Consider the following 22092-nt stretch of genomic DNA (forward strand, 5'->3'; position numbering starts at 1 on the left):
TCGTTGAGCCTAACACGCGGTTCTTCGGAAAAAATTGCACCCTCACACCCGGGGAGCTTTCCCCATTCTGAGACCATTCAGCCGTTAGAACGATGAACCACTAACAATTTAAAACCCTGGAGCGATTTTTGAGGGGTGAAACAATGAGGTGGCCCCTACCTCTCATCCTGATTCTCATCACACTGATGCCCGTGAGCGCCCAGCCCAGCTGGGACTGGACGTACCATGACGAATGCATAGTGTTCTCCATGGCCTTCAACGATAGAGGCGACCTCGCCCTCGGCTTTGGTTACGACGCCATACTCCTGCAGCCCAACGGGAGCAGGGAGTTCAAGGCCCCGGTGAGGGGCTTTGCCTATTCGGTCGCGGTTAGTGAGAACGGAACAGTCATCGTTGGAACCGACGGCAACTGGGTCCAGTTCTTTGACCCCCACGGGAAGCTTTTGAAGGAGTACAAGACCGAAAACGTCGTTTACAGCGTGGACATCTCTCGGGACGGGAGAACTGCGGTAGCGGGAAACGTTGATGGCTTCGTGTACTTCTTCAGGGACATGGAGCCGGTGTGGAAGAGGGACATAGGCTCATACCTCTGGAGCGTCGACCTCGTGGGGGATAGAATACTCGCCGGGGGCGATGGGGGGAGGTTCGTCGCCTTCAGGGATGACGGAACGCCCATTTTCAACCTCACCCTTCCGGGGGATGTGAAGAAAGTCGCTGGAGACGGGGAGATGGTCGTTGCTCTCGTGGTTTCCCCGGACGAAACATGGAGTTCCATTTACGCCTTCAGCTGGAAGGGAGAGAAGCTCTGGGAGAGGAAGTTCGATGGTCTCATCAGGGACATGGAGTTCGATGGAAACGGGATAGCCTTGGGAGGCAACCTCAACGAGGTCGTTCTCCTCGACAGGGACGGCAACCAGGTTTATTCGGTTCCATTCTACCTCCTCGTCACCGATGTGGCGACCGCCGAGGGCTATACCCTCGCCACCGGCGGCGATGAGGCCATCTTCGTGGCCCCGAACGGGACGATCCTCTGGGACTACTTCCCCAACGAGACCGTTGAGAAGGTCGCGATATCCCCTGGAGCGAGGTATCTAGCGCTCTCGCGCAGGTTCCACGGCAAGGACATCTGCGAGGCAAACGTTGACTTCATGAGCCTTGGGGAGAGTCTCTCCACCCAAACCTCTGAAACGCCGCTCAGGAGAGAACTCGGAAGTCCCCTCGTGGCAGTTGGACTGGGTGCGCTCATCCTTCTGGTAATCGCACTCCTGTGGAGGGAGATGAGAGAGTGAGGCGGGTTATAGAGGCGAGGGAACTCACGAAGAGGTACGGCGACTTCACCGCCGTCGATGGGATAAGCTTCGATGTTAAAAAGGGGGAGATATTTGGCTTCCTGGGCCCCAACGGGGCGGGAAAAACGACCACCGTGAGGATGCTCTCAACGCTGACATCCATAACGGCGGGCGAAGCCTACGTGAACGGGTACAACGTTAAAACCCAGCGGCGGGACGTTAAGCGCAGCATCGGCGTGGTTCCAGACGTTTCCAACCTGTACGATGAGCTGACGGTTGAGGAGAACCTCCGCTTCCTGGCGAGGCTCTACGACGCCCCGCTGGAAAACGTCTCCCGCCTGATAAAGGACTTCAACCTTCCCCCAAAGAGAAAGTTCGGAAAGCTCAGCTCCGGTTATAGGCGGAGGGCAACCATCGCGGCGGCGCTCATTCACGAACCGCCGGTGCTCTTCATGGACGAACCAACCGTGGCCCTGGATGTTCAGTCCGCCAAGCTCGTCAGGGAGATGATACTGGCGCTCAACAAGATGGGGAAGACCATATTCCTGACGACCCACAACATGGCGGAGGCCGAGGTTCTCCCACACAGGATAGCGATAATCAACCGGGGAAAAATAGTCGCCCTGGGAAAGAGGAACGAGCTGAGGAAGCTCGTGGGGGCTGGGGTGAGGGTCAGGCTCAAGGTAGAGCCCATCAGCAACAGGCTTTTGAAGTTCCTGGAGCCCTACAACCCCACGTTTGACGAGGATTCGATCGTGGTAACCGTCGAAGACCCGGATAAATTCCTCGGGGAGTTCTGGGAGGTCAAGGACGAGTTCGGACTCGTTGTGAGGCACGTCTCCACGGAGCTTCCGAGCATAGAGGAGGTCTTTCTCGAGCTCACGGATGAGAACGAGGAGCGGATCTGCCCGGCGACCTGCGGGGGGTGCCCGATATGAAAAGGATTCTTGTCATAGTGAACAAGGAGCTCAAGGAGTACCTTCTGAAGCCGGGTTCAATCAGCTGGGGACTGATATTTCCCATGGTCTTCACCCTCGCCTTCATCGTCCGCTTCGGGGACGTTGACCATCTCGCCCCCGGCTTGATCAGCATCTCATCCCTCTTCGCGACCACGTCCTTCGTCTCATCGTCGCTGATCTTCGAAAGGCGGCTGAAGACGTTCGAGCGCCTTCTTCTGGCCCCCATCAGATACGGGGAAATAGTCATCGCCAAGGTTCTCGTCGGCTCGCTCTTCGGCCTCATGGTTAGCCTCGTGACACTCCTCCTTGTGAGGTACTTCATGGTGTATCCGGTCTGGAACTGGCCGCTGACGGCCCTCTTCCTCATCCTGGCCAACGTGGCCTTCTCCTCCTTCGGCGTCTACGTATCCCTCGCCGTTGAGAACCCGATAAACGTCATGACGTGGCTCAACCTGCTCAGACTTCCGATGATATTCACCAGCGGGGCGTTGGCTTCACTGACTCTCTTTCCGAAGTGGTTCGTTGCGGTGGGTCTCTTAACGCCCATGACGTACTCGGTTGAGGGGCTCAGGTACTCAATGCTTTACTACTACGACATCGTGGCACCGCTCTACGCTCTTCTGGCGCTCCTTCTGATCGGTCTGGTCTTTATCACTCTCTCCGTGAGGAGGCTAAAGGCCCTCTACTGACGTCTTTTCTCTATCCTGAGGGCCAAGAAGAGGATTATCATGAATATCGTGATGTAGTAGCTCCATTGGAAGGGTATGAGGCCCATTATTCCGAGGGTGTAGATGACCGTGAGGATGATGACAATGACGAGCAGGATTCTGTAGAACGTCTTTCGCTCCATGTTCCCACCAAGAAAAGTTGGAAACGGGCTTTTTAACGGTTGCCCGAAAAGTGAAAATAAAGGCTCAGCCTCCAGCCGAAGCAGTGGCGTTGCACGCGAGCGGCTGGGGTTGGTATTTGAAGGCGTCCGGATGCAGGTATTCCGCTATCTCCTCGAGGCCGTGGACTATCCTCGGGCCGGGCCTGACCACGAGGTTCTCATCGCTGAGGACGTAAACGTGCCCGTTCTTGACCGCATCAACCTCGGAGAGCGGGCCCGAACAGAGATCCTCGGGCTTTATCCCTGCGTTCGGTGAGATTATGATGACCTCCGGGTTTCTTGCGATTATCTGCTCCTCGCTCGCCGCTCCCCAGCCGCTTACATCGCCGAAGATGTTCTCTCCGCCGGCGAGAGTTATGAGATCGTTGACGAAGGTTCCCGCTCCGGCCGTCCAGTAGCCGTTGTAGTAGCTGAGGATGAAGAACGTCCTGACCTTTGGCTTCCCGGCGACCATCACGGAGACGTAGCTCACCTCCGCCTTCATCTCGGCTGCAACGGACCTCGCCCCCTCCTCGCGGTTGGTTACCCTGCCGAGCAGCTCGAGGGCGTTGTAAATATCCGTGATGTTCCTGGGGTCGACTATGATAACCGGGGCTATCCTCTCCAGGCTGTCGAGGATGTCCGTGGAAAAGCCGTCCGCGATTATGAGGTCCGGCTGGAGGGATGCTATGGTTTCCAGGTTGGCGTATTTGCCGTAGCCGCCGACCCTGGTGATGTTCTTCACCGCCGGCGGGAAGTCGTCGTAGTCGGTCACGCCAACGACCTTATCTCCCGCGCCTATGTAGAACAGGCTCTCAGTTATGCTGGGTGCGAGCGAGACTATCCTCTGGGGCTCGCTCTCGAGGGTGACCTTCCTCCCGGCAAAGTCGATGACGGTGATGGGATAACTCACCTGGAAGGCGTCGGGATGAAGGAGCTTTGCCACGGCCTCAAGTCCCATAACAACGCGGGGGCTGGGGTGTATAAGGTCGTTCTCGTTCTCAATCACGTAGACCCTGCCCTCCCTGGCGGCCTTCGTGTTCGCCAGTGGCCCTTTGTAGACGTCCTGAACGGTCATGCCGCAGTGTGGGGTGAGCAGTATTACCTCCGGGTCGCGCTCCAGCACCTGTTCGGGGCTCACCGTCGGCCAGCCCGTGGTGTCGCTGAAGATGTTCTCCCCGCCGGCCAGCTTGATGACATCGCTGATGAAGGTTCCGCCGCCGGCGGTCATGAGCGGGTTGCTCCAGACGACGTAGAAGACTCCAACCTTGGGCTCTCCGGCGACCATCGAGCTTATTGCCTTTATTCCTTCCTGAAACTCAGCAGTGACCTTCTTGGCACTCTCCCGTGCGTTGAAGACTTCCCCAAGGAGCTCAAGTGCCTTAGGGATATCGTTCATGCTGTGGGGGTCAACGACTACTACCGGGGCTATCTTTTCAAGGTCGCCGAGGATAGCCGTCGAAAAGCTGTCAACGAGTATCAGGTCGGGGTTAAGCGACGCTATGACCTCAAGGTTCGCGTACTTCCCGTAGCCGCCTATCCTCGTAACGTTCGCAACCTCCGGAGGGAAGTCGTCAAAGTCGGTGACCCCGACAACTCTGTCGAAGAGACCGAGGTAGTAGAGGTCCTCAGTTATGCTCGGGGCGATGGTGACGACGCGTTTGGGCTCGGATTCTATCGTGACTGTTCTGTTCGCAAAATCTGTGACGGTGATGGGGTAGTGGCTCTCCACGGAGGATGCAGTTGTTTCGAATTCAGAGGCGCTGGACGTCGTTGTGGTCAACGGTGAGGGGCTCTCGTTGGGGCTTCCACTGCTCGTGGTTGTGGTGGCATTTCCGCCGATACAGCCCGCGGCCATAACTGCACCCAGCATGAGGATCATGAGCAAGACGGCGGTCTTCTTCATCTGCATCACCTGGATTATTTGTCCATCACTGATTTGGCCGAGGGTATATAAAGTTGTTGGATATTTTTGCCATCAAGGAAAAAGAAGAGACGGCCTCACGGCCTCTTGATGAGCAGGAACACCAGGGCCGCGGTTCCTATGAGCAGGGCAATGATGACCCCTATGATCCAAAGGGGCGTTTCCCCGGAGCTCGACGTTGTCGTGGTGGTGACGTCCGCAGTAGCGCTCTCCTGCGTGGTGGTCGTTGTGGTGGTTGTGACGCTGGACGTGCTGGGGGTTGTAGTGGTTGTCGTTGTCGTTTTTGGAGCGGTGGTTGTCGTCGTTGTCTCCACCGCGGGCTTCATCTTGGAGGCCTCAAGGGTCGCCCACTGGAGAAGGTTTGTAACGAACTGCTGGCCGTCAAAGAGGTAGCTGCCGTACCTGTTGACCCATATCGGCACCGGGCTGCCGTAGGGGCTTTCAGCGCTGACTATGAGAATGCTTTCCGCCCCGTTGGGAAGCTTTACGAACTCCGCCGCTAGGAGCGTGAACAGTCCCTGCTCCCATGCCTTGTACGCCCTTGCCTCTGGGGGATAGTCGTCCTCTATCACTCCGTTGCCGCTGGTCGTGACTATTCTATAGACGCCATCCGGGATCTCCCCTGCCACTAGGGGGTGCCATTTGCCATCGCCGTCCACCCACGCCAGGACGCCGGGTTCGTGGAAGAGGACCTTGCCAATCTCCCCCTGGTATCCCTTGTTGAGAACGTTCGCGTCGGGGGTTTCGAGGTCAACCCTCACGAAGCCGGAAACGTAGGCGCTCTTTCCAGCGTTGCTGAACGTATCCTTTGCAGTGGCGTAGTCTATTCTGAGTTTTACCCCCGGTATAGCGGAGAGGAGTTCGTTGGCGTTGCGCTGTACGTAGGCGCTCTCCTTCCTGTCGCAGTCTCCGGAGACCCACAGGACCTTTCCTCCCTCGGAGAACCATCTCACGATGGCGGCTATCTCATCCTGTGAGAGACCCTCCCACAGCTGTCCGATCACCAGGACGTCCACGTTTTTCAGAGCGTCGTAGGTTATGGTGCTCCCCAGATGGACGACCTTTGCCTTCCTCAGCTCCGGGCTGTATCCTATGTAGCCCCAATCGTACCACGATAGGGTTGGTATGATGCCCTCCGCAACGATTCGCCCGGTTGTTGGGTCGACTATTGGTGAGACGAGCGCGACCGTTCCCTCATCATGTGAAACGTCAACCGCTATGCTTGTGGCACTGACGTACTGGGACAAGAGAACGACGAAAAGAATCAACGTGATTGGCAGCTTCCTCATCGGCCATTCCCCCGCGTCTTATTCGTCCTTTAAAAATACTGGAGTGGTAAACGATAAAAACGTTTCCAAAATTGGATAAGACCGTGGGAAGAATATTACTCCTTCCCCTTTCCAATTCTGAATATGTCCACTCGGGTTATGATGCCTTCAACTTTCCCCTCCCTGTTCTGAACGAGAACGGCCGGGTGTTCCTCCAGCAGATACTTGACGACCTCGAGGTCTTCGTCCTCGTTGACTATGGGGAAGGGCTCCTCCATTACCTCCATGACCTTTCGGTCGTAGATGTCCTCGTACTCGAGACTCTGCCTGACCAGCGTTCGCTCCGTGACCGAGCCGACGACTTTGTTGCCCGCTATGACTGGAATCTGGGAGATGTTGTGCTCGTTCATTATCTTAATGACGTTTTCGACGAGTTCGTAGGGCTTGACCGAGATGACCGGGGAGGACATGACGTCCTTCGCCTTGAGCTGGGCCTTCTTGCATTCTAACAGAGCCTGGAGAATCCGATTGAAGGTCGAGAGCCTGGGGTCAACCTTCCCCGCCTCAAGTTTGGCGATGTAAGCCTGGGTCACGCCCGCCTTTTCCGCGAGCTCCTCCTGGGTTATATCGAGTTCCTTCCTGATTCGCCTTATCTCCCTCGGGTCTATCGGGCGGGGGATTATCACCATACATAACCACCAGTTATTTACTTCAGTCCCGGAAGTTATAAGTCTTCCTCAGAAGGGCGTCGAAGTGTGGGCCGGGTACAGAGGCCCGCGTTCATTCGCTCGCGCGGGTGGATGCTCCCGGCCCTGTGGGCTCGGCGTGAGCACACTCCGCTCACGGAACCCGATACCTCGCGGAGGCGGGTAAACCGAGCCCATGAGGAGACGCATTGTCCCCTCACTGTCGGCGATTAAATATATGAGTGAGAACTTAAAAACCTGCGCCTCATGCCGTCGAGATGAGTATCACTCCGAGAACCGCGAGGATAAGGCCCTCGAGTATCTTCTTGTTCGGCGGCTCCTTCAGGAGGACTATAGCGAGGGCGGAGGCTATTATCGGGTTCACCGCAGATACCGGGGCGGCTATCTGGGAGCCCACCTGGTTTATCGAGTAGACGAAGAGGTACTGGCCGAGCATTAGACCCGTAACTGCCGCGCCGATGAGGAGCAGGGCCTCCCTCAGGGTTATCCTCCTCACCTCCGCCCCGTATTTGGGCAGGAAGAGGGAGACTCCAACCGCCGCGAACATCATCCTTATCCCTGCCAGCGGGAGAACGTCTATGCTGGTAGTCAGCCAGTCCATCGTCAGGATTGCAAAGCTCCATGAGAGGGGGGCGAGGAGTGCGAATACGAAACCCTTGGGGTCAATCCTCTCTTCCTCCTCCGCCCGCCGGACAACTACTATGGCCGTGACGACGAGAACGGCCCCGATTATCACCTGGGGGCTTATCCTCCTGCCTAGAAAAAGGAACGCCCACAGTATCGCCCAGAGGGGGTACGTGGAGGTTATCGGAACCGTTCTGGAAACGCCCATCATCTTCAGGGCGTTCAGGTAGAAGTAATCGCCAATAACGAAGCCGAAGAGACCCGAAACGAAGGCGACCGCCAGGAGGGTCGGGGTGAGATGGGTTATCTGGGAGAAAGTGCCGTTTATCCAGAACACAACGGCGAACATCACCGCGACGGCATAGAGCCGGAATATATTGACGGCAACCGGGCTCTTGTCCCGCATGCCAACTTTTATCAGTATGGTGGAGGCCGCCCATGAAACGGCCGAAGCCAGTGCCGCCAGAACACCGAGGATTACGCCGTCCATGTGAGAACCGGTGACGTTTAGCTTAAAAACTTAGCGTTTCGATGGAGAACGAAGAATTCATATGACCATTGCCAGGGGTAGGGTGTAGAACCACTCCCCGTCAACCCAGACGTCGAGAACCTTTCCAGGCCTGTAGTTCCTCCGGGCGAAATACAGGATGTAGGCGTAGCCGTTCAGAATCGCGAAGGCCAGCACAGGCATGTACTTTCCAAAGTATCCAAGGCTGTGGGCCGCTACGATCCAGGGTATGAACGTCGAGTTCAGCAGTAGCAGCAGCGCCCTGCTCTTTTCCAGCCCCAGCTTCACGGGGATCGTCTGTATGCCGTTTATCCTGTCCCCCTCGATGTCCCTGACGTCGAAGAGTATAGTGTTTATCATGCTCTTCATGAAGAAGAAGTAGTAGATGAGGGCGACCTTTTGGAGTGCAACCCCGCCGGCAACTAGGTACGGGAGGAACGCCGTTCCGTTCGCCCAGGTGACGGCTATTATTAGGTTCTTGACCCCCGTGATGTCCTTGAGCCTCGGATAACCTGGGAGCAGCCTGATGCTGTAGAGGGCGCCCGCAACTATGGGAAACAGCACGACCAGAACAGCCAGCGGGCTCGTGAGGGCGCTCAATAAAACGGCCAGAACGAGGGACAGCACCACCGCGTACTTGAGAGCTTTGGCAACCCTCTTCACGTAGCCGACCCTCTCAGGGTTGTTGACCTCGTCCTCCTTGATGTCGGTCAGCTTGTTGATGCCGTAGACGCTGAAGACGAGGAGGAACGTGGCCGCTAGAAGGTTCCATCGGGGGGCCACACCGTAGAGCAGAAAGGAGAGACACAGTTTAAACACGCCGCTTGCGGCCAGAAACACCGACGTGGAGATGAGGAAATTGAACAGACTCAAAACTAACCCAAAGCCTGAGCCGACGGCGTTCCCAACGCCGCCCCCCTGCGAATACCTAGTGTAATCAAATGACAGTCTCATACCCTTCATTAATCCGTGATTAAACCAGTCAGATAACCCTCTCGGCCCTCCTCTTGTAGTGCTCGAAGAGTTCTATCCCCCACTTCTTGGCCCGCTCGCTGGTGCTGATCAGGTCGTTCATCATGTCGTAGGTTCCGTTGGGAAGGAACAGGCCCAGGGACAGGAAGTTGTTGGTCACCGTGAAAGCGACCTTCGGATTCTCGTCTATAACGTACAGCCTGACGTTCGGAAGGTTTCGGACCTTCTCAACGGCCTCTGGGGCCGATAGCTCAACCAGCTTCTCGTACACCGTTCTGGTCGTTATTATCTCGATGTCCACGTCCTCTCCAAACGCCAGCTCCAGAAACTCCTCGGGATAATCGGCGAACAGTATCGGGGAGACCCCCTTAATCCATTTGGACGTCCTTATAAGCTCCATGTAGATTTCGTGGGGCAGCTTCAGGTACTCCGGCGTCGTGGTATGGAGCTCCGAATCCCTTAGGTCACCTATCCTCAGTAGAAGCTCCTCGGGGATGCCGCTCAAATCGTGGGAGAGCCAGAACTCCTCAAACTTCCTGATGCTCTCCAGCGCCCCCATTATGTTTTTCACCTGAAGGGACACGAGGTAGCCTAGGTTGGTGAGCTGGTACTGCTTGGTCTCGGGGTCTTGAATTATGAGCATCTCATCCATAAGGTCGCTGAGTGCGTGTGAGATGGTGGATTTGGTCGAGCCCACCTGGCCGTGAATCTCACCGAGAGTTTTTGGCGCCTCCGAGAGAGCGAGCAACACTTTATGGCGCACGCTGGAGGTTATAACCATTTTGAGCACGTTTTCAGGATTCATGGCTTCTCCTCCCGTTCTTTTTTGGTTATCCTCCTAATAAACTTTTCTCGAACCCGGAATTTTTGTTCAACTAGAACAATTTTGTTGTTGGAGAGCAAAAACGTTATATACCCAAACGTACAAATGAGGTAGCGTGAAACACATGAAGGTGGTAACGTCTGGAATAGACTACATAGATACCGCCGTTGGCGGTGGAATCGTGAAGAATTCCAGCTTACTGGTCATTTATGACTCTTTCTCTCTAGGCTGGGCGTTGCCCTTTGAGATACTGAAGCACCAGATATCCAACGGAGCCCTGGGAATCATCATAAACTACAACCTTCCCCTTCCGAGGCTGATCCTGCGCGCCAACTCCGCGGGCCTTGACATAGAGGAGGAAGGTGAGAAGGGAAACCTCGTCATAATTGACGTTTTCGGCTCGAGATACGGATTCCATCACCCAGAGGAGTACGTTTACAGGATAGAGGGTTTCAACCCCGAGACCTACATCCCAAAGCTTGAGCAGATATATCGGGAGATATTCAGAAAAACAGACAAGACAGAGGTCGTTGATTTCGTGTTCTCGCTCGATGGAATGGCCTTCGAAATCGGTGAGGACAGAAGCATAAAGCTCATCAAGCGTCTCCTCTCCAACCGCATCATAAACGGTAGGCACCTCTTTTCGCTGTACCTCCTCGGAGCCGATAGGGTTTCCAAGGGATTCCTCTCCTGGAACATCGAGTTCAACGATTACGTGCTTGAATTCTCGAGCAAGAAAGGTGACTATGGAATCTCCGAGCAGATGTACGTCCTCAAGTCTCCTCTGGCTAAGTTCGAGCCCAAGGCTTACAGGTACGATACCAAACACCAGAACATCATGCCGCTCGCTGCTCCACGGGGCTGAGGGGGCAGGATTATAAATCCTCGGACACGAACCAAATATGTGATGACCTCGGCAGAACTGACGTCAGGATGATGACGATCTTGAGTGCTGATTGATAAAAAGAAATCAGCGGATGATAATGTTGAGCCTCCTCAGCTCTATCCTTATGCTGTACTCCTTTGAAACTTCCTTCAGGATGCGCCTTATGGCGTCCTCGATGTCCTTCTTGATCTTGCTGTCCGAGACTCCCGAGAACGAGCCGAAGAGTCCCCCCGTTTCCTCCCTCAGGAAGCTGGCCTCTATATCGAGCTGAATCGTCGAATCCTTGATCTCGTGGTTCAGCTTGAGCCACTTGAACGTGACCCTTGGAATCATCTTCATCTCGGCGTGTATCCTGGTCTTCAGCGTCTCGATGGCCGGCTCGATGCGCCCCTTCAGCATGGCTTCCTCGGCTTCCTTCTTCTTTTCCTCAGTGAACGGAGCGAGTTCATCTATTCCCGCCTGCTTCAGGAGCTGCTCGACCTCCTTCTCGAGGAGTTCCTTCTTTGCCAGAACCTCGGCGGCTTTGCTCGACGTCACCACCGTCTCCTTGGTGGTCTTGGAGGTGACCGCAGGCGCGAGGATCTCAACGTCGATGTTGTGCACGGTTATGTAGCGCTTGAGGGACCTTCCGAGCTCCCTGGCATGCCTAGTAAGGACGTCCCGGGCTATTCTCTCGACGGCCTCCTTGGTCATCCCGGCCTCCGCGACCATCGAGAGGTTTATCTCGAACTCCCTCCTTCCCTTCACGTCGAAGTAGGCCTTCTTGACCCGAATTCCCGCGCTCTCTATCTCCGTGACGACTGTTCTGGCGTACGCGCTAAAGTAGGGCCATACATCCTCCAGAACCGCGAGGCTTATCCTGCCGTCCTTCGTCACGTTGCCCGTCTTCTTTTTGTCCCTGTCCACTATCTCCTGGGGCTTCACTTCCTGGCCGTCTATGACGATGCTGACGTCCTTGACTATCGGTTTAATCTCTGCCTCCCTCAGGAGAACCGGCGCGTACTTGCTGACCGCGTGGAGCATTCTCTTCTCCGCTATCTCTATGTCCCTGGCGCTGCCATCGGAGTTTCCGTAGATGTGAACGTTGAGGTAGACCACTCCCTCACCGACGTTTGCATCGAACTCAATCTTGTTGATCCTAAGTCCCTTGATCCTCTTGGCCTCCTTGAGCAGGTCTTCGGCGTAGACCTGGAAGGCCTTCTCGGGAACGCTTCCCCCACTCAGGTTGACAACAACCTCGGGCTTTCCGGCGGGGGCTGGCTTCTCCTCCACGGGCGCCGGAGCGGGTTTTGGTTCCGGCACTGCCTCGGGTTTCTCCTCAGCGGTCTCTTCGACCTTCGCTTCCGCCTTTACCTTCTCGACCACCGGGAGCGTCGCTGGAACCTCACTCTTGGCCACTGCTGCGGTTGCCGTTGCCTTCATCTCCTCCCTGGCCGGCGGCCCTTCCTCCGCCTCTCCGAGGAGTTCTTTTAGTGGTATCTTTGGGGTCTGGACGTAAACATCAACGTTATCCGCTATTGAAAGCTTGATCTCCAGCTCATCAAGGTCATAAACGTCAACGACCATGGGTTTACCAATGAGTGACTTCAACACGCTGATTGCCTCTTCCCCGCTGAGGTCCTGCTTCTTGTCCACGAGGAGGCACTCCGCGGCTAGAATCTTGGACCTGTCGAGGAGTATGGTCAGGTAGTACTTACCGCTTGAATCCTTGGCGAATATCTTTAGAAACGCTCCGTTGCCCTTCGAGAGGCCCTCTTCAATGAGGCCCTTCAGCTCCCCCGCCGAAGTCACTACCACGTTCTCAATGAGCGGTTGCTTGTCTGGCAGCTGCATCCTCATCACCATTAGCTATATATATCCTTCCATCAAAGAAATCCCGAAAGGAGTTCACCGTCTTAGTATATCGGCGCTTGTATTTAAACATTATTGTGCAAAAAGGTGAGAAACATGCGGGTGCTGATACTCGGAGGTGGCGCAATCGGCCGCTCGATAGCAGACTCCCTCAAAGGGGAGTTTGAGGTTATAATCATCGAGAAGGATCAACTTCGCGCAAAGGCCCTTGAGGAGAGCGGTTTTCAGGTTGTTCAGGGTGATTTCTCATACACCGCGACACTGCTGAAGGCAGGTATAGACAAGGCAGAACTCGTTATAATCGCCACGATGGACGTTGACACAATAAAGAAGACGGTTTACGTCATAAGAACCAACAACAAGGAGGTTCCCATTCTAACGGTTCTCCCCGACGAGGTGAGCCTCGACGAACTCGTCTCGCAGATAAACGAGGAGTTTGAGGCCGAGGTCAAGGTTGACTACGCGATTTCCCCGAGGAGCGCCCTCAAGGACGCCATGGTAAAGACCGTAATGATGCTGGGCGAGAGGAAGAATGCCAACCTTCTCGTGAGGAAGCTCAAGGAGCTCAAGTCCAAGAACGACTCCCTTCTTATAGTCATGCACGACAATCCGGACCCGGATGCCATAGCCAGCGCGACCGCGCTCAGCGTCATAGCCCAGACGCTCGGCTTCAAGACCCAGATAGTTTACGGGGGCGAGATAACGCACCACGAGAACAGGGCCTTCGTCAACCTCCTCGGCGTTGACATAAGGAAGATTTCCCGCGGTTCCTACGAGCTCAAGCGCTACCCCGTGATAGCCCTCGTGGACTGCCAGCCCAACGGGAACCTAACGATACTGGAGGGCAACGACTACGAAAAGATAAAGATACTCATAGACCACCACCAGATACTCCAGCACCTTCAGGAACTCCTCCCCGACGATGCCTTCCTCGACATAAGGCCCGAGGTGAACTCATCGTCCGCCATACTGGCCGAATACCTCCGTACCCTCAACATATCGGTCACACCGACTCTCGGGACGGCCCTCTTCTACGGCATCTACATAGACACCAAGAAGTTCTCCAAGCTGAGCCACGTTGACCTCAAGGCCATCGAGTTCCTGGCGGGCAAGGTTGATTACGAGCTCCTCGATAAGATAGAGCACCCCGACATAAGCACCGAGACTGCCGAGATACTGGCCAAGGCCATAATGAACCGCCGCATATACAAGAACGTCGTCGTCAGCAACGTTGGCTTCATCACCAATCGCGACGCCATAGCCGAGTCGGCCGACTTCCTCCTCCGGCTGGAGGGCATAACGACGGTTCTGGTGTTTGGAATCGTTGACGACAGGATAGAGATATCCGCAAGAACCCGCGATGTTAGGGTCAACATCGGGACCGTTCTCAGGGAGGCTTTCGGCGACATAGGTAGCGGCGGAGGACACACGCAGTCCGGCGGTGCCAGAATTCCGCTTGGAATATTCAAGCTCGCGAAGGACAAGAGCTCGTTGCTGAGACTGGCAGAAGAGGCCATAACCGAAAAGTTCCTGGACGCGCTAAAAGTTAAAGAGGGTTGATCATTCTTCCCTTGCCTTTACCAGTATTATATCCCCAATCGCGGTGACCCTGTCGTAGGGCACGCCCACCTTCTCCCCAGGAAGGCCCAGGGCGAGTATCCTGGCCTGCCCCCTGTCGATCTCGATCAGTATCTCGTCAACGTAGCCGATGTAGTAGCCCTTGGTGTTGTATATCTGCTTCCCGTAGAGCCTTGAGAGGCGCATCACCATTTTAATCACCGAATTAGGTTATCGGTGAACGTATTTAAACGTTACCTCCTGGGAATGTTTCTGGCCGCGGTGAAGGCCCACCTTCCGAGGACCGCGAAGAACGCGAGTATTGCCCCCATGACCCCTACCGTGAACAGGCCGACGACGGCCCCCTCCGTCCCCTGAAGGGGCTGATAACCCTTGAAGGTTAGCATGGCGACGGCAAAGCCGCCGAAGTAGGTCAGGGGCACGAGAAACATGTCGAAGAACCCGCTGGCTCCCACGAGTATCATGGCCGCCATCACGATGGCGAGGAACGCGTAGATGTCGTTGGACGCCACCGGTTTTACCATCCATAGACCCGCGAGGAGTGACGTGGCGGCGAAGCCCAGCGGGAAAGCGTACGCCGACGCCCTGCTCTCGATGGGGTATCTCACCCCGAGGAGGGCGCCGAGAAGCATGCCCGCGTATATCAGGTACACGAAGTTTTCGTTTCCTCTGGGGGAGTACATGGCAACAGCTATTGCAAATCCAGCGAAGGAGCCAACCCCCGCCCAGGTGAGGACCGACTTCCAGTTCATCCTTTCACGACCCTCACGGTTATCCTGTCTCCGTCCCTCAGCCCGAGGGCTTCCCTCAGGCAGACCGGGGCAACTATCTCGGCTATCTTGGGGGGATGGACGGTCCTCGACGGGATTACTATCGCCCCTTCCACGTCCTCTATTTGAACGCGGTAGGCCTTGACGTCACCGAAGGTTCTTCCCTCCTTCACGAAACCCGGAAGGATCACGGGTCTAACGCCGCAGAACGCATCGAACACGGTCTTTGGAAACAGCACCCTGATGTTGAGCGTTCCGGGGTACGGTTCGAATCCCAGGTACTCCTTCATCAGGTGGGCGTATTGCCTGACGTAGTACGCGCCCTCGCCTATTCCCGAGATTACCTCACCGATTATTATGCCGTTGTAGAGGGCCTCCGAAATGGCGTCGCACAGGTTCTCAAGGAAGGTCAGGCCCTCGTGGCTGATCTCCACATACGTTTTCCTTCCCACTACCTCCTTGTCCACGAGCCCCTCTTCCTCCATCTCCTCGAGGAGCCTGAGAACCGACTGGGGAGAGATTCCCAGCTCGTTGGCGAGTTCCCTAAGGGTAATCTTTATCTTCTTTCCAAGCGCCCCTCTTCTGGCGAGCAGTATGAGCATCTCTATCCTCTTCATAGGCCTCCCCTCTTAGATAGCCTGTCGGCGAGCCTGAGCGGCTTTGGATAGCCTCCCTCAAGCAGGGGCTCGATGAGCCTCACCGCAGATTCTAAGTCGACTAAATGGCCGACGCTTACATAAGCTTTTCCCATCTTCCTGAGGTCTTTCTCCGCGACTCCCTTCAGGGGCCTCTTGGCGACCCCTATCACGGGCCTTTCGATGAGCAGGCCGATGTGGCAGGCCAGTCCGTATCCCCGGGGATGTGCCTTCCCGTGCCCCTCCACCAGGAGGAGGTCGAATTCCTCTCCTCTGAGGGCCAGCAGGATGGGCCTGGTCTCGCGCAGGAAAAAGAAGGTGGGTATGTAGGGGAACGGAACCTCGGTCTCAACGACCTTCGTCCTTAAGACTTTGCAGTCGGGATAAGAACAGAGAACGAAGGCACTCCTGGCGGTGTCCCCCCTGTAAGAGACATCGACCGCCGCGACGGTTTTTATCTCCTCCAGTCTGAGCGGTCTCTCCTCTACCCTCGATGCCAGCTTTTCCTGGGCCCTCTCGATTTTCCGGAGTTTTTCATCGAATTCATTAATCACATAATCACCGAATTATGTAATTATGCCATCATTCTTTCCCAATCGCAGTCTCCAGCTTCTCCTCCAGCTTTCTGCTCAGCTTTGCCCTCGTCAGGTCCTCGAGGGTTCTCTCAAGGATGTGCCTGGCCTGATCCTGCTTGCCCCTGATGTTCACGAGCCCCTTCGGATACTCGAGAGTCATGAGCTCCTCGTAGATAGCCTCCATGAAACGGTAGACCTCCTCGGCGCCCTCGATATCTCCCTCCAGGAGCAGTATCAGGAAGCGCCTCCTCAGCTCCCCTATGAAGTCGCCTATTCCCAGTGCATAGTCCGCGTGCGGAACCCCCAGTTCGGATGGTGACGGGAATCTTCTGCCCGTGATGTACGCGAAGAACAGGCTCGCCTCCACGAACTCCTGGTGGGCGCTCTGAACGTAGCCCGTGAAGTATATGTCGGGATGCTCCCTGAGCTTTTCCCTCAGGCTCTTTACCCTCTCGCCGGCAAGTTTGAGACGGTCGGAGGCTTTCTCGGCTTCGCCGCGATGGAGGGCCTTTATGGCGTCCCCACTCAGGCGAACTATCTCCCTCGTGAGTCTCAGAGCCTCCTCCCTCAGGGCGTCTTTCTCATCCAGCACGGTTCGTATCTCATCTATGATTGTTTTTAGCTCCATGCTCTCACCGGGGGATGTTAGGAAGAACCGGTTAAAAATGTGGGCTTGGCCATCCCCCACCATCATCGGCAGCTCGACGGCACCCTCGGGCGGTCCGGAGACCAAGCCCTGTCCGCCCGGCATCGTCGCACCCCTTCATCGCTGCCCGAACGCTCCGGGGACCGGGCCACCGGGCGTAGTCGGATGCCGTATGGAGAATTTTCGGGAAAAATTTTAAGGATTTTGGTGTTGATAACTCTCAGGAATATTCGGCTCCCGAATTCATGCCGAAAAATATATAAAGTGATGAACAGAGCCGTCCATACAGACCTTGAGGGGTGACGATCATGGCTGAGAAGGTTAGGAACATAGTGGTTGAGGAGCTCATGAGGACTCCGGTTGAGATGCAGAAGGTTGAGCTCGTTGAAAGGAAGGGAATCGGCCACCCGGACAGCATAGCCGATGGAATAGCCGAGGCCGTCAGCAGGGCGCTCAGCAGAGAGTACATCAAGAGGTACGGAATCATACTCCACCACAACACCGACCAGGTTGAGGTCGTCGGCGGAAGGGCCTACCCGAAGTTCGGGGGCGGTGAGGTCATCAAGCCGATATACATCCTCCTCTCCGGAAGGGCCGTCGAGATGGTTGACCGCGAGTTCTTCCCGGTTCACGAGATAGCCATCAGGGCCGCCAAGGACTACCTCAGAAAGGCCGTTCGCCACCTGGACCTTGAGAACCACGTCGTCATAGACTCCCGCATAGGCCAGGGAAGCGTTGACCTCGTTGGAGTCTTTAACAAGGCCAAGGAGAACCCGATTCCGCTCGCCAACGACACCAGCTTTGGAGTTGGCTACGCTCCCCTCAGCGAGACCGAGAGGATAGTCCTCGAGACCGAGAGGCTCCTCAACAGCGACGGGTTCAAGAGGAAGTACCCCGCCGTCGGTGAGGACATCAAGGTCATGGGCCTCAGGAAGGGCGACGAGATAGACCTCACCATAGCCGCTGCGATAGTTGACAGCGAGGTTCAGACCCCCGAGGACTACCTGGCCGTTAAGGACGCTATCTACGAGGCCGCCCGCTCGGTTGCGGAGGAGCACACCGAGAGGAAGGTCAACATCTACGTCAACACCGCCGACGACCCGGAGAAGGGCATCTATTACATCACCGTCACCGGAACCAGCGCCGAGGCCGGCGACGACGGTAGCGTTGGAAGGGGTAACCGCGTTAACGGCCTCATCACCCCGAACAGGCACATGAGCATGGAGGCCGCGGCCGGAAAGAACCCGGTCAGCCACGTTGGAAAGATTTACAACCTCCTCTCGATGCTCATCGCCAACGACATCGCCGAGCAGGTCGAGGGCGTCGAGGAGGTCTACGTCAGGATACTCAGCCAGATAGGCAAGCCCATCGACGAGCCGCTCGTCGCGAGCGTTCAGGTTATCCCGAAGAAGGGCTACCACCTCGAGACCATCCAGAAGCCGGCCTACGAGATAGCGGATGCATGGCTCGCGGACATAACGAAGATACAGAAGATGATACTGGAGGACAAGCTCAACGTCTTCTGAGCTTTTCTCCTTTTCTAAAAGTTTTGAAAAAACTCAGACGGCGGGATAGCCGTTCTGCTTGAGAACCCTGACGAGCCTCGCCTCTTCGAGGGCGAGGGCAACTTTCTCCTTCTTGACTTTGGCGAGCTTCTTGGCGGCCACCTTTTTCTGACGGGCCACCCTTATGAGTTTGGCCTCCTCAAGCATGAGGAGCTCCTTCTGCTTCTTCACAACGTGCAACTTCCTCTGAAGTAATTTTAGCCTCTCCATTTCGTGTCACCTGCGTCTATATAGAAACTATAGTCCTTAAAAGGTTTTCGCTGAATGCTACATGTACATTCGACGATTAACGAGGAACAAGCATATAAACTTCCGGTAACAAAATAGAGTGAGTTCTCGGGGGTAAATCGATGATAATCGCCGTGAGTGGTACTCCCGGAGTCGGTAAAACCACGGTCTCCAAAATCCTGAGCGAAAGGCTTGGGTATGAATACGTGAGCATAAAGGACTTCGCCCTGGCAAAGGGCATCGGGGAGAAGGTAGGGGATGAAATCGAGATAGACGTTGACGAGCTCTCCCGGGCAGTTGGGGATGAGTTCTCCGGGAGGGATGTTGTGATAGACGGTCACCTGAGTCACCTGGTTCCAGCCGATGTTGTTGTGGTTCTCCGCCTGCATCCCAAGATGGTGGCCGAGAGGCTCGAATCCAGGGGTTATCCCCGCAAAAAGCTTGCCGAGAACGTCGAGGCCGAGCTCGTGGACGTTATCCTCGTCGAGGCCATCGAGGAGAACGAAAACGTCATAGAGGTGGACACCACAGGCAAAACTCCCGATGAAGTGGTTGACGAGATTCTATCCCTCCTGAATGAGGGGGTGAAGAGGAGAGTTGGGATAGTCGACTGGAGCTGGGCCTACGATGACGTCGTCCAGTATCTAATGCTCGGAGGGGATTAAATATGGGGGCCCTCAAATGGCTCAGGTTTCTGCTCACGATACTCCTCGTTGCGATTATCCCGGTCATTATTGGGTATCTCCTGTGGGAGAGAAGGGGCCTCACTGCGGCCATCGTTGTGGTTCTCATCGCGTACTTCCTGGTTTACTGGTACGGCGACCGGATTCTGATGAGATGGTACCGGGCAAGGCTCGTTGGGGAGAGTGACTATCCCTACCTGTACGCCGTGCTGAGAAAGCTCGCCTCCAGCGCCGGGATTCCGGTTCCCAGGCTGGCCCTGGCTCCGGTTGGAACCCCCAACATATTCTCCGCCGGCAAGGGGCCCGGGAGCAGCACGATAGTTCTGACCTATGGCCTTCTCAGGGTTCTGGACCCCGAGGAAATAGAGGGCGCCATTGCCCACGAGATTGCACACATAATCAACAACGACACGCCCCTTCAGACCCTAGTCTCCGTGATCGGTGGCTCCCTCCTTGGCGTGGCCTATTCCATCGACCGCTTGATAAACCCGCCCTCCCGCACCAGGAAGAGGAGCAACCCCAACGATGGTCCCCTTCTGAGGATTCTCACGCCGATAGCGGGGATTTTCCTTCACGTTGGCCTCAGTCCCTCGCGCGAGTACTTCGCGGATGAGCACGGCGCGAGGATAAGCGGGAAACCGCTCGCCCTGGCCAGCGCCCTTCTCAAGCTCGAAAAGGCAATCTCCTTCCGACCGATGCGGGGAGGGAACCTCGCGACATCACCCATCTTTATAGTCAACCCGTTCCGGGGTGACCTCGCGGACATGGTCTCCACGCACCCTCCAACGAAGGATAGGGCCGAGAGGCTCCTGAAGCTCGCCGAAGAGATGGGCATCTACACGTAGGGGGTGGTTCCGTGAGGTTCATAGCGGTTACCGACATCCATGGAAACGCCAAGAGGGCCCGTCAGCTTGCCGAGGTGCTGAGGGGCGGGGAATTTGACGCCCTTCTGGTGGCCGGGGACCTCACGCATTTCAGCGGTTCCGATAAGGCGAGGGAAGTCCTGGCGCCAATGCTTGAGCTCGGGATGCCCCTGGTGGCGGTACACGGCAACTGCGACGGCAGAGACGTCCCGGAACTCCTGACGGAACTGGGGATAAACGCCCACAACAGGCGGGTTGAGGTCGGTGGAGTTGGCATAGTTGGAATCGGGGGCTCCAACATCACGCCATTCCACACCATATGGGAGCTGACGGAGGATGAGATTGGAGGGATACTCGAGCGAAACTACCGCGAGGGGGACATAATCCTCTCCCACGTTCCACCCCATGGAACGGTCGCCGACAGGGTCCACTTCGGCCATCACGTTGGTAGCAGAGCACTCAGGGAGTTCATAGAGGAGAGGCAGCCCCCGCTGGTTGTCTGCGGTCACATACACGAGGGGAGGGGAATCGACCGGATTGGAGAGACCATAGTGGTGAACCCCGGCCCGCTCTTCAGGAAGTATTACGCCGTGATAGAACTCGAAGAAGAGATAAAGGTGGAGCTGAAGAAGCTTTAAACGAGCTTCTTCTCCTTCAGCACTTTTTCCATTCTGTCCATGGCCTCTTCGAGCTGCTCGTAGGCAGTCGCGTAGCTTATCCTGATGTAGCCCTCCCCGGCGCTTCCGAAAGCCGAACCAGGGACGACGGCGACCTTGGCCTCCAGGAGCATCAGCTCGCTGAACTCCTTGCTGGTCAGGCCGGTGTCCCTCACGCGCGGGAAGATGTAGAACGCTCCCTTGGGCTTGACCGTCGGAAGTCCCATCTCGTTCAGGCGCTTCCAGACGAGGTGCCTTCTCCTGTCGTACTCTTTCCGCATCTCTTCGACGGCTCTCCAGCTGCGTTCGTCCTTCAGGGCCTTCGCCGCCGCGTACTGGGCGAACGTAACCGGGCAGGTCGAGTTGTACATCTGGAAGCGGGTCATCCTCTCGATTATCCACTCGGGGGCGGCCACGAATCCGAGGCGCCAGCCGGTCATGGCAAAGGTCTTGGAGAAACCGTTTATGGTGAGAGTGCGCTCAAACATGCCGTCGAGGGAGGCTATGCTGTGGTTCTTAACGCCGTCGTAGACGAAGTGCTCGTAGACCTCGTCGCTGAAGACTATGAGGTCGTGCTCAACGGCGAAGTCCGCTATCTCCTCGAGGTCCTTCTTGGTGAGAACAGCACCGGTCGGATTGTTTGGGCTGTTTATTATGATGGCCCTGGTTTTGTCCGTAACGTGCTTCTCGAGGTCGTCAACGCTCAGCCTGAACTCGTTCTCCTCGTAGGTCGGAACCTCGACCGGCTTTCCGCCCGCAAGGAGAACCGTTGGGGCGTAGCTGACGAACATCGGGCTCGGGATGAGAACCTCTTCCCCGTCCTTCAGGAAGGCCGCGAATCCCATCAGAAAAGCTTGGTTCGCCCCGACGGTCACCATGACCTGGGTCTTCGGATCAACCTCGATGTCGTTCTGCTCCTTCAGCTTCCACGCGAGGGCTTCCCTGAGCATCATCAAACCCGCGTTCGGCCCGTAATGGGTCATTCCCTTGTCGAGGGCTTCCTTCGCATACTCCTTGATATGTTCGGGGGTGTCGAAGTCTGGTTCACCGATTCCGAGTGAGATGAGACCCTCAACACCCTGGGCAAGGTCGAAGAGCTTCCTAATCTCAGAAGGGTTGACGAGTTCCAGCCTGTCGCTCAGCGCCATAAGCATCACCGAAGGAGTTTGGGGACAATGTTTATAACTTTACCTCAACGAAAAGATGTTCATCGA

At 56.1% G+C, this 22092-nt stretch carries 24 protein-coding genes; 9 read left to right on the forward strand and 15 right to left on the reverse strand.

Annotation, left to right across the window (positions count from 1 at the left end; genetic code table 11):
* Positions 1–143: 143 nt before the first annotated feature.
* From CDI07_RS03375 to CDI07_RS03385, 3 genes are read left to right on the forward strand one after another with little or no spacing between them, the layout of a single operon-like run.
* The gene (locus CDI07_RS03375) at positions 144–1289 is read left to right on the forward strand and encodes a PQQ-binding-like beta-propeller repeat protein (RefSeq protein ID WP_088180259.1); all 1146 of its coding nucleotides are present in this window, start codon (positions 144–146) and stop codon (positions 1287–1289) included.
* Positions 1286–2227 carry an ABC transporter ATP-binding protein gene (locus tag CDI07_RS03380; protein WP_088180260.1) on the forward strand — a complete coding sequence of 314 codons (942 nt, stop codon included), beginning with the start codon at positions 1286–1288 and terminating at the stop codon, positions 2225–2227. Before CDI07_RS03375 ends, CDI07_RS03380 begins: the two co-directional genes overlap by 4 nt.
* A complete protein-coding gene (locus tag CDI07_RS03385) occupies positions 2224–2937 on the forward strand; it encodes an ABC transporter permease (RefSeq protein ID WP_226996603.1) in 714 nt (237 codons plus the stop codon). Before CDI07_RS03380 ends, CDI07_RS03385 begins: the two co-directional genes overlap by 4 nt.
* Here the strand turns inward: CDI07_RS03385 and CDI07_RS10160 are convergent.
* The 7 genes from CDI07_RS10160 to CDI07_RS03415 form a co-directional block, all read right to left on the reverse strand.
* On the reverse strand, positions 2931–3098 hold the full coding sequence (locus tag CDI07_RS10160) for a hypothetical protein (RefSeq protein WP_168169231.1): 168 nt from the start codon (positions 3096–3098) through the stop codon (positions 2931–2933). The genes CDI07_RS03385 and CDI07_RS10160 overlap by 7 nt on opposite strands.
* 64 nt (positions 3099–3162) lie before the next feature.
* On the reverse strand, positions 3163–5028 hold the full coding sequence (locus CDI07_RS03390; RefSeq protein WP_343232457.1) for an ABC transporter substrate-binding protein: 1866 nt from the start codon (positions 5026–5028) through the stop codon (positions 3163–3165).
* An 89-nt stretch (positions 5029–5117) separates the two neighbouring features.
* Positions 5118–6329 carry a hypothetical protein gene (locus CDI07_RS03395; protein WP_088180262.1) on the reverse strand — a complete coding sequence of 404 codons (1212 nt, stop codon included), beginning with the start codon at positions 6327–6329 and terminating at the stop codon, positions 5118–5120.
* A gap of 95 nt (positions 6330–6424) precedes the next feature.
* The gene (locus tag CDI07_RS03400; protein WP_088180263.1) at positions 6425–6997 is read right to left on the reverse strand and encodes a CBS domain-containing protein; all 573 of its coding nucleotides are present in this window, start codon (positions 6995–6997) and stop codon (positions 6425–6427) included.
* 262 nt (positions 6998–7259) lie between these two features.
* The gene (locus CDI07_RS03405; protein ID WP_088180264.1) at positions 7260–8129 is read right to left on the reverse strand and encodes a DMT family transporter; all 870 of its coding nucleotides are present in this window, start codon (positions 8127–8129) and stop codon (positions 7260–7262) included.
* 57 nt (positions 8130–8186) lie between these two features.
* On the reverse strand, positions 8187–9101 hold the full coding sequence (locus CDI07_RS03410; protein WP_226996604.1) for a UbiA family prenyltransferase: 915 nt from the start codon (positions 9099–9101) through the stop codon (positions 8187–8189).
* A gap of 28 nt (positions 9102–9129) precedes the next feature.
* Positions 9130–9924, reverse strand: coding sequence for a winged helix-turn-helix domain-containing protein (locus tag CDI07_RS03415; protein ID WP_088180266.1), 795 nt, complete (start codon positions 9922–9924; stop codon positions 9130–9132).
* Positions 9925–10057: 133 nt separating this feature from the next.
* On the opposite strand from CDI07_RS03415, the gene CDI07_RS03420 reads away from it, so the two are divergent.
* The gene (locus CDI07_RS03420; protein WP_145954971.1) at positions 10058–10807 is read left to right on the forward strand and encodes a hypothetical protein; all 750 of its coding nucleotides are present in this window, start codon (positions 10058–10060) and stop codon (positions 10805–10807) included.
* Positions 10808–10912: 105 nt separating this feature from the next.
* Here CDI07_RS03420 and CDI07_RS03425 read toward each other — a convergent pair whose 3' ends face one another.
* On the reverse strand, positions 10913–12661 hold the full coding sequence (locus CDI07_RS03425; protein ID WP_088180268.1) for a hypothetical protein: 1749 nt from the start codon (positions 12659–12661) through the stop codon (positions 10913–10915).
* Between the two features lie 114 nt (positions 12662–12775).
* Between CDI07_RS03425 and CDI07_RS03430 the strand changes: the two genes are divergently transcribed.
* The gene (locus tag CDI07_RS03430; protein ID WP_088180269.1) at positions 12776–14239 is read left to right on the forward strand and encodes a DHH family phosphoesterase; all 1464 of its coding nucleotides are present in this window, start codon (positions 12776–12778) and stop codon (positions 14237–14239) included.
* On the opposite strand, the gene CDI07_RS03435 is transcribed toward CDI07_RS03430, so the two are convergent.
* The 5 genes from CDI07_RS03435 to CDI07_RS03455 are packed head-to-tail and all read right to left on the reverse strand — an operon-like array spanning position 14240 to position 16865.
* The gene (locus tag CDI07_RS03435; protein WP_088180270.1) at positions 14240–14449 is read right to left on the reverse strand and encodes a PRC-barrel domain-containing protein; all 210 of its coding nucleotides are present in this window, start codon (positions 14447–14449) and stop codon (positions 14240–14242) included. It lies immediately after the preceding gene.
* Between the two features lie 41 nt (positions 14450–14490).
* Positions 14491–15009 carry a hypothetical protein gene (locus CDI07_RS03440; protein ID WP_088180271.1) on the reverse strand — a complete coding sequence of 173 codons (519 nt, stop codon included), beginning with the start codon at positions 15007–15009 and terminating at the stop codon, positions 14491–14493.
* Positions 15006–15644 (reverse strand): DUF120 domain-containing protein, encoded by a 639-nt coding sequence (locus CDI07_RS03445; RefSeq protein ID WP_088180272.1) that lies wholly within the window; start codon positions 15642–15644, stop codon positions 15006–15008. Before CDI07_RS03445 ends, CDI07_RS03440 begins: the two co-directional genes overlap by 4 nt.
* A complete protein-coding gene (locus CDI07_RS03450) occupies positions 15641–16216 on the reverse strand; it encodes an endonuclease V (protein ID WP_088180273.1) in 576 nt (191 codons plus the stop codon). The genes CDI07_RS03445 and CDI07_RS03450 overlap by 4 nt, the downstream gene beginning before the upstream one ends.
* Before the next feature lie 28 nt (positions 16217–16244).
* Entirely contained in the window at positions 16245–16865 is a 621-nt protein-coding gene (locus tag CDI07_RS03455) for a haloacid dehalogenase (RefSeq protein ID WP_088180274.1), read from the reverse strand.
* Positions 16866–17191: 326 nt separating this feature from the next.
* On the opposite strand from CDI07_RS03455, the gene CDI07_RS03460 reads away from it, so the two are divergent.
* Positions 17192–18409 carry a methionine adenosyltransferase gene (locus CDI07_RS03460; RefSeq protein ID WP_088180275.1) on the forward strand — a complete coding sequence of 406 codons (1218 nt, stop codon included), beginning with the start codon at positions 17192–17194 and terminating at the stop codon, positions 18407–18409.
* Between the two features lie 33 nt (positions 18410–18442).
* Here CDI07_RS03460 and CDI07_RS03465 read toward each other — a convergent pair whose 3' ends face one another.
* Positions 18443–18658, reverse strand: coding sequence for a hypothetical protein (locus CDI07_RS03465; RefSeq protein ID WP_088180276.1), 216 nt, complete (start codon positions 18656–18658; stop codon positions 18443–18445).
* Between the two features lie 140 nt (positions 18659–18798).
* Here CDI07_RS03465 and CDI07_RS03470 point away from each other — a divergent pair, with 140 nt between their 5' ends.
* From CDI07_RS03470 to CDI07_RS03480, 3 genes are read left to right on the forward strand one after another with little or no spacing between them, the layout of a single operon-like run.
* A complete protein-coding gene (locus CDI07_RS03470) occupies positions 18799–19341 on the forward strand; it encodes an adenylate kinase family protein (RefSeq protein ID WP_088180277.1) in 543 nt (180 codons plus the stop codon).
* 2 nt (positions 19342–19343) lie between these two features.
* Entirely contained in the window at positions 19344–20204 is an 861-nt protein-coding gene (locus CDI07_RS03475) for a M48 family metalloprotease (RefSeq protein ID WP_088180278.1), read from the forward strand.
* An 11-nt stretch (positions 20205–20215) separates the two neighbouring features.
* Entirely contained in the window at positions 20216–20860 is a 645-nt protein-coding gene (locus CDI07_RS03480) for a metallophosphoesterase (RefSeq protein ID WP_088180279.1), read from the forward strand.
* Here CDI07_RS03480 and CDI07_RS03485 read toward each other — a convergent pair.
* Positions 20857–22026: a pyridoxal phosphate-dependent aminotransferase gene (locus CDI07_RS03485; RefSeq protein ID WP_088180280.1), complete on the reverse strand. Its 1170-nt coding sequence runs from the start codon at positions 22024–22026 to the stop codon at positions 20857–20859. The genes CDI07_RS03480 and CDI07_RS03485 overlap by 4 nt on opposite strands.
* Between the last annotated feature and the right edge of the window lie 66 nt (positions 22027–22092).

The organism is Thermococcus sp. 5-4, from assembly GCF_002197185.1.
In the GTDB taxonomy this organism is placed as follows: Archaea; Methanobacteriota_B; Thermococci; order Thermococcales; family Thermococcaceae; genus Thermococcus; species Thermococcus radiotolerans.

Excerpts from the sequence above, each read along its gene's own strand:
- CDI07_RS03425 (WP_088180268.1), bottom strand. The coding sequence starts at position 12,661 with ATGCAGCTGCCAGACAAGCAACCGCTCATTGAGAACGTGGTAGTGACT.
- CDI07_RS03405 (WP_088180264.1), bottom strand. The coding sequence starts at position 8,129 with ATGGACGGCGTAATCCTCGGTGTTCTGGCGGCACTGGCTTCGGCCGTT.
- CDI07_RS03415 (WP_088180266.1), bottom strand. The coding sequence starts at position 9,924 with ATGAATCCTGAAAACGTGCTCAAAATGGTTATAACCTCCAGCGTGCGC.
- CDI07_RS03465 (WP_088180276.1), bottom strand. The coding sequence starts at position 18,658 with ATGGAGAGGCTAAAATTACTTCAGAGGAAGTTGCACGTTGTGAAGAAG.
- CDI07_RS03475 (WP_088180278.1), top strand. The coding sequence starts at position 19,344 with ATGGGGGCCCTCAAATGGCTCAGGTTTCTGCTCACGATACTCCTCGTT.
- CDI07_RS03375 (WP_088180259.1), top strand. The coding sequence starts at position 144 with ATGAGGTGGCCCCTACCTCTCATCCTGATTCTCATCACACTGATGCCC.
- CDI07_RS03470 (WP_088180277.1), top strand. The coding sequence starts at position 18,799 with ATGATAATCGCCGTGAGTGGTACTCCCGGAGTCGGTAAAACCACGGTC.
- CDI07_RS03445 (WP_088180272.1), bottom strand. The coding sequence starts at position 15,644 with ATGAAGAGGATAGAGATGCTCATACTGCTCGCCAGAAGAGGGGCGCTT.
- CDI07_RS10160 (WP_168169231.1), bottom strand. The coding sequence starts at position 3,098 with ATGGAGCGAAAGACGTTCTACAGAATCCTGCTCGTCATTGTCATCATC.
- CDI07_RS03395 (WP_088180262.1), bottom strand. The coding sequence starts at position 6,329 with ATGAGGAAGCTGCCAATCACGTTGATTCTTTTCGTCGTTCTCTTGTCC.
- CDI07_RS03390 (WP_343232457.1), bottom strand. The coding sequence starts at position 5,028 with ATGCAGATGAAGAAGACCGCCGTCTTGCTCATGATCCTCATGCTGGGT.
- CDI07_RS03485 (WP_088180280.1), bottom strand. The coding sequence starts at position 22,026 with ATGGCGCTGAGCGACAGGCTGGAACTCGTCAACCCTTCTGAGATTAGG.
- CDI07_RS03410 (WP_226996604.1), bottom strand. The coding sequence starts at position 9,101 with ATGAGACTGTCATTTGATTACACTAGGTATTCGCAGGGGGGCGGCGTT.
- CDI07_RS03385 (WP_226996603.1), top strand. The coding sequence starts at position 2,224 with ATGAAAAGGATTCTTGTCATAGTGAACAAGGAGCTCAAGGAGTACCTT.
- CDI07_RS03400 (WP_088180263.1), bottom strand. The coding sequence starts at position 6,997 with ATGGTGATAATCCCCCGCCCGATAGACCCGAGGGAGATAAGGCGAATC.
- CDI07_RS03460 (WP_088180275.1), top strand. The coding sequence starts at position 17,192 with ATGGCTGAGAAGGTTAGGAACATAGTGGTTGAGGAGCTCATGAGGACT.
- CDI07_RS03440 (WP_088180271.1), bottom strand. The coding sequence starts at position 15,009 with ATGAACTGGAAGTCGGTCCTCACCTGGGCGGGGGTTGGCTCCTTCGCT.
- CDI07_RS03455 (WP_088180274.1), bottom strand. The coding sequence starts at position 16,865 with ATGGAGCTAAAAACAATCATAGATGAGATACGAACCGTGCTGGATGAG.
- CDI07_RS03435 (WP_088180270.1), bottom strand. The coding sequence starts at position 14,449 with ATGGTGATGCGCCTCTCAAGGCTCTACGGGAAGCAGATATACAACACC.
- CDI07_RS03430 (WP_088180269.1), top strand. The coding sequence starts at position 12,776 with ATGCGGGTGCTGATACTCGGAGGTGGCGCAATCGGCCGCTCGATAGCA.